The 18,041-nt window shown below is 71.0% G+C and carries 16 protein-coding genes; 12 read left to right on the top strand and 4 right to left on the bottom strand.

The window, feature by feature from the left end:
- Positions 1-6: 6 nt before the first annotated feature.
- Genes ACGFNP_RS13280 through ACGFNP_RS13295 form a run of 4 tightly spaced genes read left to right on the top strand, consistent with a single transcriptional unit; the run spans position 7 to position 4,736 of the window.
- Positions 7-1,029: an SDR family oxidoreductase gene (locus ACGFNP_RS13280; RefSeq protein ID WP_358339682.1), complete on the top strand. Its 1,023-nt coding sequence runs from the start codon at positions 7-9 to the stop codon at positions 1,027-1,029.
- A gap of 17 nt (positions 1,030-1,046) precedes the next feature.
- On the top strand, positions 1,047-2,309 hold the full coding sequence (locus ACGFNP_RS13285) for a DUF4910 domain-containing protein (RefSeq protein ID WP_393318008.1): 1,263 nt from the start codon (positions 1,047-1,049) through the stop codon (positions 2,307-2,309).
- The gene (locus ACGFNP_RS13290) at positions 2,306-3,277 is read left to right on the top strand and encodes a hypothetical protein (RefSeq protein WP_358339686.1); all 972 of its coding nucleotides are present in this window, start codon (positions 2,306-2,308) and stop codon (positions 3,275-3,277) included. Before ACGFNP_RS13285 ends, ACGFNP_RS13290 begins: the two co-directional genes overlap by 4 nt.
- Positions 3,270-4,736: an oligosaccharide flippase family protein gene (locus ACGFNP_RS13295; protein ID WP_358339687.1), complete on the top strand. Its 1,467-nt coding sequence runs from the start codon at positions 3,270-3,272 to the stop codon at positions 4,734-4,736. The genes ACGFNP_RS13290 and ACGFNP_RS13295 overlap by 8 nt, the downstream gene beginning before the upstream one ends.
- Here ACGFNP_RS13295 and ACGFNP_RS13300 read toward each other — a convergent pair.
- Positions 4,705-5,673, bottom strand: coding sequence for a glycosyltransferase (locus ACGFNP_RS13300; protein ID WP_358339689.1), 969 nt, complete (start codon positions 5,671-5,673; stop codon positions 4,705-4,707). The genes ACGFNP_RS13295 and ACGFNP_RS13300 overlap by 32 nt on opposite strands.
- 177 nt (positions 5,674-5,850) lie before the next feature.
- On the opposite strand from ACGFNP_RS13300, the gene ACGFNP_RS13305 reads away from it, so the two are divergent.
- Positions 5,851-6,858: a hypothetical protein gene (locus ACGFNP_RS13305; RefSeq protein ID WP_358339691.1), complete on the top strand. Its 1,008-nt coding sequence runs from the start codon at positions 5,851-5,853 to the stop codon at positions 6,856-6,858.
- On the opposite strand, the gene ACGFNP_RS13310 is transcribed toward ACGFNP_RS13305, so the two are convergent.
- Entirely contained in the window at positions 6,855-7,751 is an 897-nt protein-coding gene (locus ACGFNP_RS13310) for a DUF6492 family protein (RefSeq protein ID WP_358339693.1), read from the bottom strand. The genes ACGFNP_RS13305 and ACGFNP_RS13310 overlap by 4 nt on opposite strands.
- A gap of 109 nt (positions 7,752-7,860) precedes the next feature.
- Here ACGFNP_RS13310 and ACGFNP_RS13315 point away from each other — a divergent pair, with 109 nt between their 5' ends.
- The gene (locus tag ACGFNP_RS13315; protein ID WP_358339694.1) at positions 7,861-8,583 is read left to right on the top strand and encodes a hypothetical protein; all 723 of its coding nucleotides are present in this window, start codon (positions 7,861-7,863) and stop codon (positions 8,581-8,583) included.
- Between the two features lie 2 nt (positions 8,584-8,585).
- A complete protein-coding gene (locus ACGFNP_RS13320; RefSeq protein ID WP_358339774.1) occupies positions 8,586-9,941 on the top strand; it encodes an O-antigen ligase family protein in 1,356 nt (451 codons plus the stop codon).
- On the opposite strand, the gene ACGFNP_RS13325 is transcribed toward ACGFNP_RS13320, so the two are convergent.
- A complete protein-coding gene (locus tag ACGFNP_RS13325; RefSeq protein ID WP_358339696.1) occupies positions 9,880-10,425 on the bottom strand; it encodes a dTDP-4-dehydrorhamnose 3,5-epimerase in 546 nt (181 codons plus the stop codon). The two genes, ACGFNP_RS13320 and ACGFNP_RS13325, sit on opposite strands and share 62 nt — an antisense overlap.
- A gap of 122 nt (positions 10,426-10,547) precedes the next feature.
- Here ACGFNP_RS13325 and ACGFNP_RS13330 point away from each other — a divergent pair, with 122 nt between their 5' ends.
- The 5 genes from ACGFNP_RS13330 to ACGFNP_RS13350 are packed head-to-tail and all read left to right on the top strand — an operon-like array spanning position 10,548 to position 16,938.
- Entirely contained in the window at positions 10,548-11,348 is an 801-nt protein-coding gene (locus tag ACGFNP_RS13330; protein ID WP_393318015.1) for a WecB/TagA/CpsF family glycosyltransferase, read from the top strand.
- Positions 11,349-11,370: 22 nt separating this feature from the next.
- The gene (locus ACGFNP_RS13335; protein WP_393318018.1) at positions 11,371-13,464 is read left to right on the top strand and encodes a glycosyltransferase; all 2,094 of its coding nucleotides are present in this window, start codon (positions 11,371-11,373) and stop codon (positions 13,462-13,464) included.
- A complete protein-coding gene (locus ACGFNP_RS13340) occupies positions 13,464-14,759 on the top strand; it encodes a hypothetical protein (protein ID WP_393318021.1) in 1,296 nt (431 codons plus the stop codon). Before ACGFNP_RS13335 ends, ACGFNP_RS13340 begins: the two co-directional genes overlap by 1 nt.
- An 11-nt stretch (positions 14,760-14,770) precedes the next feature.
- Positions 14,771-16,066, top strand: a complete 1,296-nt coding sequence (locus ACGFNP_RS13345) for a hypothetical protein (RefSeq protein ID WP_393318024.1) — start codon at positions 14,771-14,773, stop codon at positions 16,064-16,066.
- Entirely contained in the window at positions 16,063-16,938 is an 876-nt protein-coding gene (locus ACGFNP_RS13350; protein ID WP_393318026.1) for a Gfo/Idh/MocA family protein, read from the top strand. The genes ACGFNP_RS13345 and ACGFNP_RS13350 overlap by 4 nt, the downstream gene beginning before the upstream one ends.
- Here ACGFNP_RS13350 and ACGFNP_RS13355 read toward each other — a convergent pair.
- Positions 16,935-18,014, bottom strand: a complete 1,080-nt coding sequence (locus ACGFNP_RS13355) for an acyltransferase family protein (RefSeq protein WP_393318029.1) — start codon at positions 18,012-18,014, stop codon at positions 16,935-16,937. The genes ACGFNP_RS13350 and ACGFNP_RS13355 overlap by 4 nt on opposite strands.
- Positions 18,015-18,041: the final 27 nt, after the last annotated feature.

Below are 18,041 nucleotides of genomic sequence, written 5' to 3' on the forward strand. Positions count from 1 at the left end.
CCGGATATGCGTGTACTGCTGACCGGACACCAGGGCTACCTGGGCACCGTCATGTCCCCCGTACTGGCCGGGGCGGGGCACGAGGTGATCGGCCTCGACTCGGGGCTGTTCGCCGACTGCGTCCTGGGGCCCCCGCCGGACGACCCGGAGGGGCTCGCCGTGGACCTGCGCGAGGTCCCGGCCGAGGCGCTGGCGGGGTTCGACGCGGTCGTACACCTGGCCGCCCTCTCCAACGACCCGCTCGGCTCGCTGGCGCCCGACCTGACCTACGACATCAACTACCACGCGTCCGTACGACTGGCCCGGCTGGCCCGCGACGCGGGCGTGCGGCGCTTCCTGTACGCCTCCACCTGCTCGGTCTACGGAGCCGCGGGCGGGGATGACCTGGTCACGGAGGAGGCGCCCCTGCGTCCCGTGACCCCCTACGCCGAGTCCAAGGTGCGGGTGGAGGACGAGGTGCTGAAGCTGGCCGACGCCGCCTTCTCGCCGGTCTTCCTGCGCAACGCCACGGCCTTCGGCTTCTCGCCCCGGCTGCGCGCGGACATCGTGCTCAACAACCTGGTGGGGCACGCGCACCTGTCCGGCGAGGTACGCGTGCTGTCCGACGGCACGCCGTGGCGGCCCCTGGTGCACGCGCTGGACATCGCGGAGGCGTTCGCCGCCGTGCTGAGCGCGCCGCGCGAGGCCGTGCACGGCGAGGCGTTCAACGTGGGCACCGAGCAGAACAACGTCACCGTGGCCGGGATCGCGGCGACCGTGGTGGAGGCGGTGCCCGGCGCCACGCTGGCCATCACGGGGGAGACGGGGGCCGATCCGCGCTCCTACCGGGTCGACTTCTCACGGATCCGCGCCGCGCTCCCCGGTTATGAGGCGCGCCGCTCGGTGAAGGAAGGCGCGCTCGAACTCATCGACGCCTATCGCCGCCACGGGCTGACCAGGGAGGGCTTCGAGCGCCGCTTCACCCGCCTGGCCCGCCTGTCGGACCGGCGGGCCGCGGGCACCGTCGACGATCGGCTGATGCCGTCGTGACCGGCCTAGGAAAGGAGATGCACGAGCTCGTCGAGCGGCTCTACCCGCTGTGCCGGAGCATCACGGGAGACGGCGTCCGGCGGACGTTGGAGATCATCGGCGAGCTCGTCCCGCTGGACGTGCACGAGGTGCCCACCGGCACGCAGGTGCTCGACTGGAACGTGCCCAAGGAGTGGAACATCCGCGACGCCTACGTCAAGGACCCCACGGGCGCCAAGGTCGTCGACTTCGCCGAGTCCAACCTGCACGTGGTCGGCTACAGCGTGCCGGTGGCGGCCCGGATGCCGCTGGCGGAGCTCCGCGACCACCTGCACACGCTGCCCGACCAGCCGGGGCTCATCCCGTACCGGACCAGCTATTACGCCGAGGACTGGGGGTTCTGCCTGCGCCACGAGACGCTGGAGAGCCTGCGGGACGGCGAGTACGAGGTGGTGGTGGACTCGACGCTGGAGGACGGCCACCTCACGTACGCCGAGCACGTCGTGCCCGGCCGGACGAGCGAGGAGGTGCTGATCTCCTGCCACACCTGCCACCCGTCGCTGGCCAACGACAACCTGGCGGGCATCGCGGTGGCCACCCAGCTCGCCCGGCGGCTGGCGGACACGTCGCCGCGCTACACCTACCGCTTCCTGTTCGCGCCCGGCACGATCGGGTCGATCACCTGGCTGGCCCGCAACAGGGACGCGGTCGAGCGGGTCAGGCACGGGCTGGTGCTCGCGTGCGCGGGGGACGGCGGCGCGCTCACGTACAAGCGGAGCAGGCGCGGCGACACGGAGATCGACCGGGCGGTGGGACACGTGCTGCGCACCTCCGGGCGCCCGCACCGCACGCTCGACTTCTCCCCGTACGGCTACGACGAGCGGCAGTACTGCTCGCCCGGCTTCGACCTGCCCGTCGGCTGCCTGACCAGATCGACGTACGCGGGCTACCCGGAGTACCACACGTCGGGCGACAACCCGGCTTTCGTGCTGCCCGAGTCGCTGGAGGACACCCTGGAGACCTGCTGGGAGGTGACTCGGGTGCTGGAGGACGACCGGCGCCTGGTCAACCTCAGCCCCTACGGCGAGCCGCAGCTCGGCCGGCGCGGCCTGTACGGGGCGCTGGGCGGCAGGAGCGACACCAAGCAGGCGCAGATGGCCATGCTCTGGGTGCTGAACCTCTCGGACGGCACGCACACGCTGCTGGACGTCGCGGAACGGGCCGGCCTTCCGTTCCCGGCGGTGGCCGAGGCCGCGCACAGCCTGGAAGACGCGGGATTGGTGAGGGAATGGAAACCATGAGCTTGCGGGTCGGAGACCTGGTGGAGATCCGCAGCGAGGCCGAGATCCTGGCCACGCTGGACGAGCGCGGCGAGCTGGACGGCCTGCCGTTCATGCCGGAGATGCTGAAGTTCTGCGGCCAGCGCCTCACGGTGCACAAGGTCGCGCACAAGCTCTGCGACACGCTGACGAAGACGGGCCTGCGGCGGATGGACAGCGCCGTGCACCTGCTCGGCGCGCGGTGCGACGGCTCGGCGCACGGCGGCTGCCAGACGGCCTGCTCCATGTACTGGAAACAGGCGTGGATCAAGCGGGTCGCGGCGGACGAGCTGCCCTCGCACGCCGTGCCGGACTCCCGGCTGCTGCCGCTGCTGGAGATCAACAGCCGCAAACCGCCGGGCGAGGACGGCGCGGAACGCTACTCCTGCCAGGCGACCGAGCTGCTGAGAGCGGCTCCCGTGCCGCTGCCGATGGCCGATCTGGGGCAGTTCGTGGCGGACGTGCGAACGCGCAACGTCGGTGTGCTCAGAACACTGCAGGCCACCGGGATCGGGCTGTACAACCGGTTCCAGCACCTGACCAGAAGGAAGCTGCCCCGCCTGTTGCGGATCAAGGGCGGCCGGCCGTGGGGCCAGATGAAGGGCAACGTCAGGGGCCGTACGCCGGTCCAGACGCTGAACCTCCAGCCGGGGGAGCTGGTCCGCGTGCGGTCCCGGCAGGAGATCCTGGACACCGTCAACGAGGACCTGTCCAACCGCGGCATGAACTTCGACGCCGAACTGGCCCGCCACTGCGGCCGGACCGCGCGGGTGCGCGCCCGGGTGGACCGCTGTATCGACGAGCCCAGCGGGCGGATGCTGGAGATGAAGACGCCCTGCATCGTGCTCGAGAACGTGGTGTGCGAGGGCGTCCACTCGCTGAACTGCCCGCGGGAGTTCTTCCCGTTCTGGCGGGAGATCTGGCTGGAACGGGTCGCGGACGGTGAGTGAGCCCACGGCGAGCGAACCCGTCACCAGCGATCACCGGGCCGGGTCGGCGAGCAGGGGACTGCGGTGGGGGCTGCTGGCCAGGGGCGGGTCGAAACTGGCCACCTTCACCCTGAGCCTCGTCCTCGCCCGCCTCCTCGCCCCGGCCGACTTCGGGTTGTACGCGGTCGCGCTGGCCGCCAACCAGTTCCTCTTCTACGTCAACGACGCCGGCATCGTCGCGGCCGTCGTGCAGTGGCGCGGCAAGCTGGAGGACATGGTGGTCACCGCGACCACCGTGGTCATCACCCTCAGCGTGGCCATCTACGCCGTGTTCTGGATGGCGGCGCCCTACTTCACCGGCCTGGCGGGCAACGTCTCCGCCACGCCCGTGGTGCGGCTGCTCACCGTGATCATCGTGATCGACGGGTTCGTCAACGTACGCAGCGCGGTCATGCTCCGTGGTTTCCAGCAGGACAAGATCGCCAAGGCGAACATGGCGGGCATCGCCGTCCAGGTGCCGGTGGCGATCACGCTGGCGGCCACGGGCGCGGGCGTCTACAGCTTCGTCATCGGCGCGGTGGCCAACTCCCTGGTGAGCGGCGTCCTGGTGTTCTACTGGGCCAAGATGCCCCTGCGGCTGGGCTTCGACCGGGCCATCGCCCGCAAGCTGCTCGGCTTCGGCGTGCCCCTGGCGGTCAGCCTGGCCATCGAGGCGCTGGTGCTCAACGCCGACGCGATCATCATCGGCCGGCTGCTGGGCGCCGCCACGCTCGGCTTTTACATGATCGCGCTGAACGTGTCGAGCTGGGTGCCCGGACTGGTCGGCGAGGCCCTGCGCCATGTCACGCTGCCCGGCTTCTCGCGGGTCGCCGAGGAGCGCCCCGAGGCGTTCTCCGCGCGCGTCCAGCAGATCGTGCCGATGCTGCTCACGCTGGTGCTGCCCGTCGCGGTGCTCTTCGGCGTGCTGGCGCCCCTGGTCGTGCCCTTCCTGTACGGCGAGAGGTGGCTGCCCGCCGCCCAGGCGCTGTCCTTCCTCATGGCGCTGATGGTGGTGCGGATGCTCACCGCGCTGGCCTTCGACATCCTGACCTCGCTCGGCGCGACCAGGCTCGTCGTGTGGATGAACCTGAGCTGGGCCGTGGTGCTGCTGCCCGCGCTCTACGCGGGCGCGCGGCTGGACGGCATCCGGGGCGTGGCGATCGCGCACGCGGCCGTCGCGCTCCTGATCGCCCTTCCCGTGACGGCGCTGCAGCTGCGCCGCTCGGGGGTCGTGCTCGGGCCGATCCTGCCCGGGATACTCCGGCTGCTCCTCGGCGGCCTGCTGGCAGGCCTCGCAGCTTGGCTGGTGTCCAGGTGGACCGAGGGGGCCATCGACTTCGTCCGGCTCTGCGCCGCGGGCGGAGCCGGAGTGATCGTGTACGTGGTGACCGGACTCTCGCGGGACCGGATCAGGAAGATTCGCGAGGTGGTGATGAGCTGAGCCGGCCCCGCCAGCCGCGCGCCACGTCGATGCCGGAGTGGGCGACGTTGCGGGCCATGGGCACGGCGTTGCGGCGCAGCCAGGGGCGCAGCGCGGCGTAGGCGCGCAGCCGCTGGCCGCGGCTGAGTGGAGCGTTCCTGATGACCCGGAGCAGCGCGCGGCCCTCCTCCACGTTCGGGAGGAAGAAGCGCTGGTCTCCGGGCTTCTCGCGGGCGCGGAAGGCGCGCGCGTGGTTGACCTGGCTGTTGCTGCCCGAGTGGTTGCGGTGCCGCAGCAGCAGCTCGTCCACCACGACCAGGGGCCCGAGCAGCGCCAGGCCCGAGATCATCACCCGGTCGGCGGGCAGGATGGGCTCCAGGGGCCGGGCGCGCAGCAGCGTCTCCCTGCGCATGAGCCCGTAGAAGTGCATGGTCTCGTCGTAGTTGTCCAGCCGGTGGCGCAGGCGCGCCACCGGGTCGGGCTGGTCGGTGGGGGCGGTGTCGCGCCAGGTGCCGATGGTCTGCCCCGTCTCGTCGATCTCCTCGACGCCCGAGATGGCGGCGGCGGCCGTCGGATGGCGGCGCAGCGCCGCTGAAAGCAGCGCCAGACGGTCCTCGCGGTACTCGTCGTCGGACGTGGCGTAGGAGAAGAACTCGCCACGCGTCTCGTGGACGACCTTGTTGTGGTTGGCCGTGATGCCGACGTTGCGCTCGCGCCGCAGGTAGCGGACGCGGGGATCGGTCCTGGCCAGCTCGCGGCAGAGCTCCTCGGTGCCGTCCGTCGAGCAGTTGTCGGCGATCACCAGCTCGAAGTCGACGCCCTTCTGGGAGAGCACCGATCGCAGGGCGCCCTCCAGGTACGGCTCGCCGTTGTAGACGGGCATGCCGACCCCGATGGGCGGTGCGGCGCGGCCGACGAGTGGGGCGGAGGAGCGTACGGACGGTGATCTGGACGTCATCCGGCCAGCCTTTCTGCGGAGGCTGAGGTACGGTCGGGGCGATGGTCTCGCGAAGTAGGGCGAACAGCAACCAAGAGCAGCGATTCGTAACATCGCACCGAGCGGTCACGATAAGCAATCTGTACCATTTTTTTTGGCCAGGCATGGCTCATACAGCGGGGGCTTGGGCGGGTAAATATGGCTTTTTGGAACGATCTGTTCGGCCTTATCCGGAACAAGCGCGTAGGACCTCCCATCATCGCCCTCGCCCTGGTCTTCGCGACAGTGGCGTTCTTCCTGGGTTCGCCGCGTTATAAAACGGAGTCGTCGCTCATCCTGACCGCGCCGCCGTCGGGTGGCACCCTGTCGATGGACCCGGCGAAGCCGGTCGGCCTGACCAACCCGCTGCTGCAGTACAACGACGGGCTGCGGACGGTCGCGGGCATCCTCATCCTGGCCCTCAACAGCAAGGACGAGCTGCGCAAGCTCGGGATCGCGGAGAACGGCAGCACCGAGATCGTCATCGACGACGGCCGCTCGAACGCCGACCTGCTCGGCGTCGTGACGCAGGGGCCGTTCATCCACATCGCGGTCGAGGACCCGACGGCGGCGACCGCCAAGGCCATCCTGGAGCGGGCGGAGCGGCGTCTGCGTGAGGAGCTGACCAGCTACCAGAGCTCGCTCGGCGCGCCGAAGAGCACGTTCATCGCGGTCAACAACGTGGCGCTGATCCCGGTCGAGTACGACGGCACCGGCAAGCTCCAGCTGGCCGTGGAGGTGCTGGTCGTGGCCCTGCTGCTCGGGTTCGGCGGCGCCTACCTGATGTCGGTCCGCCGCCTTCGCGGCCGGCCCGCTCCGGTGGGACCGGCCGCGAGCGCGGCGGACGTCGCCGCTGCCGTCCCTGTCGCCGCGCCGGACGCTGTGAAGGGGCTCGCGCTCAACGGCCGATCACCCTCAACCGCGTCGGCGGGCGGTACGGCCACGCCCGCACCCGGCGGATCGGACGACGGCCCGTCCGGCCGATCGGACAGCGGCCCGTTCAGCCAGTCGGCCGGCGACGGCCCGTCTAGGGGGTCCGGCGACGGCCCGTTCGCGGACCGTGAGAACGACGATCCGCCGACGGAGGAGTTCGCCCGGATCACGAGCGAGCTGCTGAACGCCGTCACCGACCCGCGCAAGTCCGACCGGGACAACCACGCGGGTTAGGAGACCCGGTTGGCGACCTCGGCACAGCGCCTGATGGCCGCCTGCCGTACCTCTCGCGGGGTCCCCGACTTGGCGGAGACCATCATGCCGATCGCCCCGGGCCCGAGGCGGTCGGCGAAGGCCAGGGCGGTCGGCAGGTCCATCGGCGACTCGTCGGAGGACTTGTGGCACAGGGAGGTGTCCGACGGCGGACGCCCGCCCGGCGAGCTGAGCACCTCGTCCACGAAGAGTCCGTAGAGCATGAACTCCGACACGTGCAGCCGGGACCCGAAGACGTCGGCCCAGTGCCGCCCCATGTTCTCGGTGAGCCGCCGCTGGAGCCCCCGCACGATGGCGGGGTCCCAGAAGGTGAGCGGGCTCATGTAGTCGGGCAGCGGCGGCTCGGGCGGGGGCGGCAACCTGAGCAGCTCGCGGGCGACCCGGTGCCACAGCACGTGCCGCGTCATGAGCGGGTGCACCCCGTCCTCCAGCCGGTGCAGCAGCGGCCGGCCGCCGACCAGGGCGCGCTGGGCCGTCGTCGGCCGGACGAGCACCACGTCGGAGTCGGCCACCAGGACCACGTCCGCGTCCATCGCCGCCGTGGCCGCGAGCTTGACGATCTGCTGCATCACCCAGCCGCGTACGGGCGGCCAGGGCCGCAGGACGTTGACCCATATGCCCTGCCGAGGCACCTTGACGTAGCGCTTCGGCAGCAGCTCGCCCACGGTCCTGACCCGGCAACGGGGCCCTTCGTGCGCGGCGAACAGGTGCCTGTCGGCGCGCGGCACGAAGACGTGGTGGACGGTGTCCTCCGGCGTGTACTCCAGCACGGAGCGGTGCAGCTCGGCGAACTGATCCGCGTCGGGCCCGTAGCTGGGAGTGACGACGGCCAGCGAGTTCAGGGGCTTGGTCACGTCACCCTCTATCGGGAGGAGGCTTTGGCACGTTACATGCGATAAGTAACGCTGGTCGCAGCGTCGGCGATGGCTTGTCGTACGGGTGTGAGAAGCCTGGGGGGCTGTGTTGGACTTCTGGAGAGCGATCGCCGTCCTCCTGCGTCGCTGGTATGTCGCGGCTCCCGCGTTCCTGCTGACGTTGACCGCCGCCTACGGCGTCTACACGCAGATCCCCGTCCAGTACACCTCGACCACGCTCATGGTGCTCACGGTGCCGCCGAACGGGTCGTACCGGCCGCCGAACCCCAAGAATCCCAACCCGCTGATCAACCCGCTGCTGAACTTCGACGGCGGGCTGAACATGTCGGCCTCCATCCTGGTGCAGATCCTCAACACCGCAGAGGTGGCCGGCCAGATGGGCGTCCGGACGGACGGCGACACCACGTACAAGGTCAACAACGGCCACCCCAATCCCGAGCTGCTCATCAGCGCGCCCTTCGTGGTCATCGAGGGGACGAGCCGGGCGCCCCAGGACGCGCGGGCGATCGTGGTCAGGGTCGCCGAGCGGGCCAAGGTCGAGCTGAAACGGCGCCAGGAGGCGCTGAAAGCCCCGCCGGAGACGTACATCAACCTGAACGAGATGGTCGCCCCGACCGAGCCGCAGCCGCAGCGCGGCGGGAAGATCCGCAGCGCCGCGGCCGTGTTCGCGCTGGGCGTGGCCGCCGCGCTGGGCGCCTCCTTCTGCACCGAGAGCGTCATGGCCGGGTTGCGGCGCAGGCGGGAGGAGGGCGAGCCGGAATCGGCGCCCGAGACCGGGGCTCGGACCGAGGAAGCGGTGTTGCAGCGTTGAACGTGGCCATAGAGCGGTCCATCGTCCGGCCGGTGCCCCACCGGGCCGACGCCGCCACCCTGTGCGCGATCTTCACCGTGGTCCTCATGCTGGTGCCCGCCCGCCAGGTGATCGGCGGCCTGCCGTTCGATCTCACCTACGCGGAGGCCATCGGGCTGTTCGCCGCCGTGTGGTGGTTCTGCGCGCACCTCACCAGCACGCTCGGCGCGGCCAAGGGGCCGGCGGCGGTGCGGTACGCGATCTACTTCTACGCGCTCGCCTTCGTGGCGACCTACGCCTATTCGACGGCCGGGTTCCTGCCCTCGTACGAGCTGGACCTGTCCGATCACGTGCTCGTCATCGCGGTCGCGATGGTGGGCATCTCGCTGATCGGCGTGGACGGGGTGCCCAGCCGCGAGCGGATCGACCTGGTGCTGAAGACGCTGGTGGTGGCCGGGGCCATCATGGGGGTGATCGGCGCGGTCCAGTTCGTGCTGTCGTTCGACCTGACCCAGTACATGCAGATCCCGGGCAGCCGCGTACGGGCGGTGGAAGTGACGATCCTGGAGCGCAACGGGCTCAACCGGGTGGCCTCGACGGCGGGGCACCCCATCGAGTTCGGCGTCGTGTCCGCGATGGTGCTGCCGGTCGCCCTCCACTACGCCTTCGGCGCGCGCGAACGCGGCGAGCCGCAGCGGCGCTGGTGGCTCCTGGTGACGCTGATCGCCTGCGGGATGGCCTTCTCCGCCTCGCGCTCGACGGTCCTGGGCCTGGCCGCCTCCGGGGCGGTGCTGTTCCTCGGCTGGCCCAACGCCCGGCGTATCAGGGCGGCCGCCGCGCTCGCCGGGTTCCTGGTCGTCATGAAGCTGCTCGTCCCCGGCCTGATCGGCGCGATCGCCGGGCTGTTCACCAACCTCGACAACGACGAGAGCCTGCGCTGGCGGACCAACGACTACACCACGGCGATCGCGGAGTTCTCCCAGCATCCGCTGCTGGGCAGGGGCAACGGCACCTGGTTCCCGCCGCACCATCCCGTCTTCGACAACCAGTACCTGCTGACGGCCGTGCAGGGCGGCGCGATCGGCGTGCTGGCGTTCGTCGGCCTCTTCGTCGTCGGGATGTGGTCGGCCCTGCGTGCCAGGCGGCTGAGCGTGGACGACCAGACCCGCGACCTCGGGCTGACGCTGGCCGCCTGCCTGATCGTGCCGATGGTGGGCTCGGCCACGTTCGACCTGAACTCCTTCAGCACGGCCACCGCGCTGTCGTTCCTGCTCATCGGTATGGCCGGGGCGCTGATGCGGGCCGCGCGCCGCGAGGTCAGCCTTCCAGGCGCCGCCGTGCCTCTTTCCACGAGCCGGCCGCCAGATCCCGCGCGCTGATCGCCGAGACCGGGAGCGGCCAGTCGATCGCCAGGTCGGGGTCGTCGTAGCGCACGGAGATGTCCTCGGCCGGGTCGTGCGGCCGGTCGATCCGGTAGCAGACGTCGGCGTCGCTCAGCGCCTGGTAACCGTGGAGCAGGCCGGGCGGGACGTACAGGTGGGTGAAGGTCTCATCGTCGAGGACCACCGACATCCGCTCGCCGAAGGTGGCCGACCCGGGCCTGGCGTCCACGAGCACGTCGAACACCGCGCCGCGGGCGCACCGGACCAGCTTGGCCTCGCCCCGGCCGGTGCGGCCGTGCATGGCCCTGATCGCGCCCTTGACCGTGCGGGACTGGCTGTCCTGGACGAACGCCGCGCCGTCCAGGCCGTGCTCGGCCGCGATCCCGGCGTCGAACGTCCTGGTGAACAGGCCGCGCTCGTCGCTGTGCGGGCTCGGAATGAACAGCAGCGTCCCCGCGAGTGCCCCTTGCTCGACTCTCATTTGCTCAACGCTCATGGCCACACATCTTGGCCCGCTCTTTTATCGGCCGCCAGCGTGTAACGGATATAGCCCGATAGCGATGTCAAAAGGGTGAGTCGTCAGACGGGGGGTGCGGCATTCCGATGGGCCACTCTTCATATGAGAACGGTCCAAAGAACCGCGCCCGGGTAGGCGCCGTCGGGATCGACGCGATCACCGAGCCGGAGGTCGCCGAGCAGCTGGCTCGGGCCTGGCATGACGGCCGGGGCGGCATGATCGTGACCGCCAACGTGGACATCGTCCGCGCCGCCACCCGCGCCCCCGAGCTCGCCGAGCTCGTGGCGGGCGCCGAGCTCGTGGTCGCCGACGGCATGCCGGTGGTGTGGGCGGCCCGGATCGGCGGGCTGCGGGTGCGCGACCGCGTCACCGGGGCCTCCCTGATCTACACCCTCAGCGAGGTCGCCGCCCGCGAGGGACGGTCGGTGTTCCTGCTCGGCGGCGAGCCGGGGGTGGCCGAGACCGCCGGCGAGGTGCTGGCACAGCGTTACTCGGGGCTGCGGGTGGCCGGCGTGTACGCGCCGCCCTTCGGCTTCGAGAGGCTCGCCGGGGGGATGGGGGAGATCGTGGAGAAGGTCCGCGCGGCCGCGCCCGACCTCGTCTTCGTGGGCCTGGGCTTTCCCAAGCAGGAACACGTCATCACCGCGCTCCGCCCTGAACTGCCGCGTGCCTGGTACCTCGGCTGCGGCGCCGCCATCCCGATGGCCGCCGGGCAGTTCCGGCGAGCCCCGGACGGAATGCAGCGGGTGGGCGGCGAATGGCTGTTCAGACTCGCCCTCGAACCCCGCCGCCTGGTACGCCGCTACCTCCGTGACGACCTGCCCTTCGCGCTCAGGCTGCTGGCCGGGGCCGCGTGGCACCGGCTGGCCGCGGGCCGGCGCTCCTGATCCCGACAGATTGGTCTGCCTGATGACTGTTCCCGAGCGGCCGCCGCTTGCCATCGTGATCGTCACCTACCAGAGCGGTCAGGTCATCGAGGAGTGCCTGCGTTCTCTGGACACCGTGTTACGTGAGGGGGACCCGTTCCGGATCATCGTCGTGGACAACGACTCCCCCGACGACACGGTGGAGCGGGTGCTCGCGGCCGGACCGCACGTCGAGCTGATCAGGACGGGCCGCAACGGCGGGTTCTCGGCCGGTGTCAACGCGGGCATCGCCGCCGCTGCCGGCTGTGACGTGCTCGTGCTCAACGCCGACATCCGGCTCAGACCCGGCTCGGTGCGACGGCTGCGCGAGGCGCTGGCCGTGCCCGGCACGGGCATCGCGGTGCCGCGGTTGCTGGGCGCCGACGGCGAGCTCCAACTGTCCCAGCGCAGGCGGCCCACCGTCCTGCGGGCCGTGGGGGAGGCCCTGCTCGGCGGGCTCAAGGCGGGCCGCCACGCGCCGCTGGGCGAGCTGGTCGTCGACCTTCGGGAGTACGAGCGGCCGGGCACGCCGGACTGGGCTACGGGCGCCGCCTGGCTGGTCTCGCGCGCCTGCCTGGACGCGGCCGGTCCGCTCGACGAGCGCTACTTCCTGTACTCGGAGGAGACCGAGTACATGCTGCGGATCCGCGACCTCGGCTTCACGGTCCTCTACGAGCCGGAGGCCGTGGCCGTCCACCTCGGCGGCGAGCAGGCCAACTCCAGCCCCCTGTGGACACTCGCCGCCGCCAACCGGGTGCGGCTGCACCGGCAGCGGTACGGCAGGCCCCGCGCGGTGCTCATGCGCCTGGCGGTCGCCCTGAACGAGGCGCTGCGCGCCGTCACCCGCGGCCGGCGGGCGGGGGAGCGGCACCGGGCGGCCCTGCGCGAGCTCGCGACGATGGCCGAGTGGCCCACGCCGCCGGGCGGCCCCTTATCGCCGCCGGCCTACGTCTGCTTCGCCGCCCAGGACTGGTGGTACCACAACAGGGCGCACTCCGACTTCCAGCTCATGCGGCACCTCGCGGGATCGCGCAAGGTGCTGATCGTCAACAGCATCGGCATGCGGATGCCGCTGCCCGGCCGCTCCACCTTCGTGCTCCGGCGCATCGCCAGGAAGCTGCGTAGCGTGGCCAAGTTCGTCAGGCGGGTGGAGCCCGACCTGTGGGTGATGTCACCGCTCCCGCTCCCCCTGTACGGCTCGCGCCTGGGCCGCGGGCTCAACGCCTGGCTGGTCAGGACACAGGTACGGGCGGTCTGCCGGGCGCTGGGCCTGAAGGTGCCGGTGATCGTGGTGACCATCCCCACCGCCTGGGACGTGGTACGCCCGATGCGCCGCCGCGCGCTGATCTTCAACCGCTCGGACCGCCACTCCGCCTTCCCCGAGTCCGACACGGACACGATCGAGACGCTCGAACGCGACCTGCTGGAACGTGCCGACCACGTGGTCTACGCCAGCCGCGGGCTCATGGCCGAGGAACGCCCGATCGCGGGCGCGCGGGCGCGCTTCCTCGACCACGGGGTCGACCTGGAGCACTTCAGCCGCGTACCGGCCGACCGGCAGCCCGCGGACCTGCGCGCCGTCCCTGGGCCGCGGATCGGCTTCTTCGGCGCCCTGGACGACTTCGTGGTGGACTTCGACCTGCTGGAACAGGTCGCGATCGGCCTGCCCGAAGCGTCACTCGTGCTCGTCGGCGACGCGACCGGGCAGATGGAGCGGCTCACGAAGCATCCCAACGTGCACTGGCTGGGGTTACGCCCCTATTCGGTGATCCCCGCCTACGGTTCGGGCTTCGATGTGGCGATCATGCCGTGGCTGGACAACGAGTGGATCAAGCACGCGAACCCGATCAAGCTGAAGGAGTTCCTGGCGCTCGGCCTGCCCGTGGTCAGCACCGAGTTCGACGAGCTGGCCCACTACGCCGGCCGGGTCAGGACCGCGACCACCCCGGAGCAGTTCATCGAGGCCATCCGCGTCTGCCTGGCCGAAGGCGGCCCGCAGTCGCCGGAGACGCTACGCGGCTCGCTGGCCGACGCCTCCTGGTCGGCGCGGGCGGCCGATCTCATGGCGCTGGCCGAGCAGCCGTCCGACGTGCGGTGATGAAGGTGAGGCTGACGACGATCGCGCAGTGGGCGGCGCTCCTGACCGCCGCGGCGGTGGCCGTCGGGGGCTGGCTGTGGCTGCGGTCCGTCCCGCCGAAGCCCGTCGCGAGCACGCTGCCCGCTCTGACGATGGCCTTGAGGGCGGTGCCGTGGGAAGGCGGCCCGGCCGCCTACGCTGGTTCGGCGGCGGCGGTGAAGGCGGGGTGGACCCGTCCCGGGTTCTTCCCCGTGGGGATCTGGTTCGCCTCGGTGCGTACCGGCAGGGAGGTCGCGCTGGACCGGGCGGCCGGGATCAACACCTACGTCGAGCTGACCGACGGCAGCCGCCCCGAGCTGCTCAGGCAGTCCGGCATGACCGCGCTGACCAGCCGCCGGCTGCCCGGCGCGGGCGCGGAGACCGTGGGCTGGCTGATCGCCGACAAGGCCGACGTGTGGGCGGGTCCCGGCAACGGGCAATGGACGGGCGCCCGGGGCTTCACCCGGCCCGTCTGCGCCCCCGCGCTCACCGCGTGCGGCTACACCGTGCTGCGTACGCTCGCCGAGCGCCTGCCCAAGGGCGACCGGCTGCGGTACGCCTCCTTCGGCAAGGGCGTGGCCTACTGGGAGGAGGAGGCGCAGGCCGCCAAGTTCGTCAACGGCTACACCGACGTGGTCGCGGCCGACGTCTCCTGGTACGGCGACGCCAACGTCTGCGCGGAGGCCACCCGGTGGCTGCAGCTCCCGGCGGCCCGGTGCCGCCTGGCCGCCAACTACGGCGCGACCGTCGAGCGGCTGCGCGCCCTGGACGCCACCGACGGCCGCCGGCAGCCGGTCTACGCGATCATCGCGCTCTCCGGCCTCACCCCCGAGCAGGTGGGCGGCGCGGCGATGAGCGCGCTGATCCACGGCGCCAGGGGGATCGTCTACGACGCGCACGGCACGCGACCGGCTTGCGAGGTGGACAACGTGCTCCGCCGCGTATGCGGGAAGGCGGTCAGGCGCGGGGTCGCCGAACTCGACCGCCGGATCAAGCGGCTCGCGCCGGTGCTCAACACCCAGTCGTACGCCTACGACTTCGCACCCGAGCTGGACACCATGCTGAAGCGCCACGACGGCGCCACCTACCTGTTCGCGATGCTCGGCCGCGGCCAGGCTCCGGGGCGGCACGTGCTGACCGTACCCAGCGATCTGTCGGCGTCGGGTCGCGTCGAGGAGGTCTTCGAGAAGCGGACCATCCAGGTCGACAAGGCGGGACACTTCACCGAGACCTTCGACGCGGAGCACAGCTATCACGTCTACCGGATCGCCCCGTAGCTGGGAGGGCTATGACTTCTCGACCGACGAACAGACGGATCCTGCTGATCGCGATCACCGTTGTGCTGGTGGTCGCCGTGGGCTGGGTCATCGCGCAGGCGAAGTCGACCCGCCACGAACTGGGCCTGCCGCGCGTCCCCTGGGACGGGGGCCCGGCCTATTACGCCAGGTTCGGCGCGCCGGCCGCCGCGGGCTGGACAAATCCGTCGTTCTTCCCCATAGGGGTTTGGTTCGAGTCCGTGGTCGAGGAACGCGACGTGCGGATGGACAAGGAGGCAGGGCTCAACACCTACGTCGAGCTGACGGCCAACAGCGACATGGGCCTGATCCGGAGCAACGGGATGTCGGCGATCACCAGCAAGCCCCTGACGGGATCGGGCAGCGAGACGGTCGGCTGGATGATCGCCGACGAGGCCGACATGTTCGCCGGGCCCGGCGACGGCGTCTGGAGCGGCAAGTACGGCGGCGAAGGCCAGGTGTGCGTGCCCGACAAGCCGCCCTGCGGCTACACCGCGATGCGCACCCTCAAGGACAAGCTGCCCAAGAACGACGGCCGCCTGCACTACGCCAACTACGGCAAGGGCATCGCCATGTGGGAGAACGACGGCGAGGCGACGAAGTTCGTCAACGGCTACACCGACATCATGTCCACCGACGTGTACTGGTACACCGACACCGGCATTTGCGAGGAGGCCGAGAACTTCCTCAAGCTGCCACGCGACCGATGCCCGCGGGCCGCCAACTACGGCCAGGTCGTCGACCGGGGCAGGCAGCTCGACGCCCTCGACGGCAAGAGGCAGCCGATCTACGCGTTCGTGGAGCTCGGCTGGCCGGGCACCAACGGCCTGCGCTCGATCGCCGGTGACGAACTGGCCGGCGCGGTGATGAACTCCCTCATCCACGAGGCGCGCGGCATCATCTACTTCAACCACAGCTTCGCCGGGCCCTGCCCGACCCAGCACGTGCTGCGTGAGCCGTGCGCCCAGGGGATCAGGACGGTCGCGACGGAGCTGAACCGCCGGATCCGCACGCTCGCGCCCGTGCTGAACACCCAGTCCTACGTCCACACCTTCGCGCCGGGACTCGACACCATGCTCAAGGACCTCGACGGCTCCTCCTACGTGTTCGCCATGCCCAAGGCGGGCGTCCAGCCGGGGCCGCAGACGCTGCGGCTGCCCGAAGCCCTGGCCTCGGCCTCCAGCGTGGAGGTGCTGTTCGAGAACCGGACGCTTCCGGTGAAGGACGGCGGCTTCACCGACTCCTTCGCGCGGGAGAACAGCTACCACGTCTACAAGGTCACGCCATGAGCGCCCCGGTGGAAGTGGGCCTGGTCGGCGCGGGCCCCTGGGCGCGGGACTTCCACGCGCCCATGTTCGCCGCCGGGCCCGAGACCCGGCTGGCGGGCGTCTGGAGCAGGCGGGCCCCGGCCGCGCAGGCGCTGGCCGAGCGTTTCGGCGTGCCGGCCTTCACCTCGTACGAGCGGCTGCTGGAGCGCAGCGAGGCCGTGGTCTTCGCCGTCCCGCCCGACGTCCAGGCGGTCATGGCCGTCCAGGCGGCCTGGCAGGGCCGGGCGCTGCTGCTGGAGAAGCCGATCGCGCTGACCGTACGCGACGCGAAGGCGCTGACCGACGCGGTGGACGCCACCGGCGTGGCCACACAACTCGTGCTCACCAACCGCTACCGTCCCGTGGTCCGCGAGTTCCTGAAGCAGGCCCGCGACTTCCCGGCCATCGGCGCTCGCGCCTGCCAGCTCACCGGCGAGTTCCTCGACGACACCTTCGCCGACAGCCCGTGGCGCTCGCGCGCGGGGGTGCTCTACAACACCGGCCCGCACGGCCTGGACCTGCTCGACGCGGCGCTGGGCCGCATCACGGAGATCAGGCCGGTCGCCAACGCGGCCGGATTCCTGGCGCTGACCTGCCTGCACGAGAACGAGGTGATCAGCCAGCTCACGATCAGCGGCCGGGTCCCGCCGCGCCGCAGAACCCGCTATGAGCTGTACGGCCCGGAGGGCACGCTGGTGCTCGACTCCGAGCTGCTGCCGGAGGACTCGATAGAGACCAGGGCGACCCTGCGCTCCGAGTTCGCCACCGCCGTACGGACGGGGCGGTCACACGAGATCGACGTGCACCGGGGCCTGCACCTGCAACGACTCCTGGCGCAGGCCGAACCGCGCTAGGGGGTCTCCGGGACCGGTGCGGCGGCCGGGACCGGGGCGGGCTTGCGATACCGCAGGCGCAGCGCGGGCTGTTCGATCAGCCGCCAGCTCAGGGCGGCCAGCGGCAGCACGATGGCGACCGTGGCAAGCAGCACGAGCACGGGCGACCGGAGCCCGGACTGGACCAGGACCTGCTGGGTGGGGAAGGCCAGCAGGTAGGTGCCGTACGACAGGTCGTACGAGCCGGTGGGACGGTGCAGCCAGGTCGGCGCGCGGAAGGCGATGAGGAACGTCAGGCAGGTGACCGCCGCGATCGCCGCCAGATTGGCCACCGGCGTGCCCCACAGCAGCCGCCACGCGATGACCACGAGAGCCGTCAGCCAGAGCGGGGGGACCCAGCGGACCTCCCGGATGAGCATCCCGAGCGCGAAGAACGCCACGGGCTGCGCGGCGTAGGCCGACACGACCAGCGGGATGAGCGGACCGGAGTAGCCGGTGAGATGCACGACCGAGGCGGCGGCCAGCCCGAGCAGCACCAGCCCCACCAGGATCGTCCGGCGCCGCAGCAGCCCCAGCAGGCCCATCACGGCCACGCCGATGTAGCAGAGCACCTCCACCCAGATCGTCCAGAGCGACCCGTTGACCGCGTCCGGATAGGGGAGCCCCTGGAAGACGCCGGGCAGCGAGTAGCTCACCGGCTGGATGAGCAGCCCTCTGGCGATGTAGCTCCAGGCGCCGGTGCCGGAGAAGTACGAGGCGGCGGGCAGCGTGCTCACCAAGGGGCCGAGCAGCAGGGCCGTGACGATGACGACCAGCGCGTACGCGGGATAGATGCGCAGTGCCCTGCGTACCGTGTAGCGGCGTGCCGACGGGTCCGACAGCCAGCTCGTGCTGATCAGATAGCCGCTGATGAGGAAGAAGACGCCGACGCCTATGCCGCCGACGCCGATCCCGCTGGCCGGGGTCAGCGGCGAGCCGTGCCCGGTCAGCACCCAGCTGTGCTCGACGATGACCGCGAGCGCGCCCAGAAGGCGCAGCAGGTTGAAGGCGTTCAGCCGGGAACGATTGGGTTCGACCACTTTTGGCGCTTCGGCCACTGCGCCGCTCCCCCGCGAGTCCGATGC

Origin of the sequence: Nonomuraea sp. NPDC049269 (assembly GCF_043197155.1) — a bacterium.
Lineage (GTDB): Bacteria > Actinomycetota > Actinomycetes > Streptosporangiales > Streptosporangiaceae > Nonomuraea.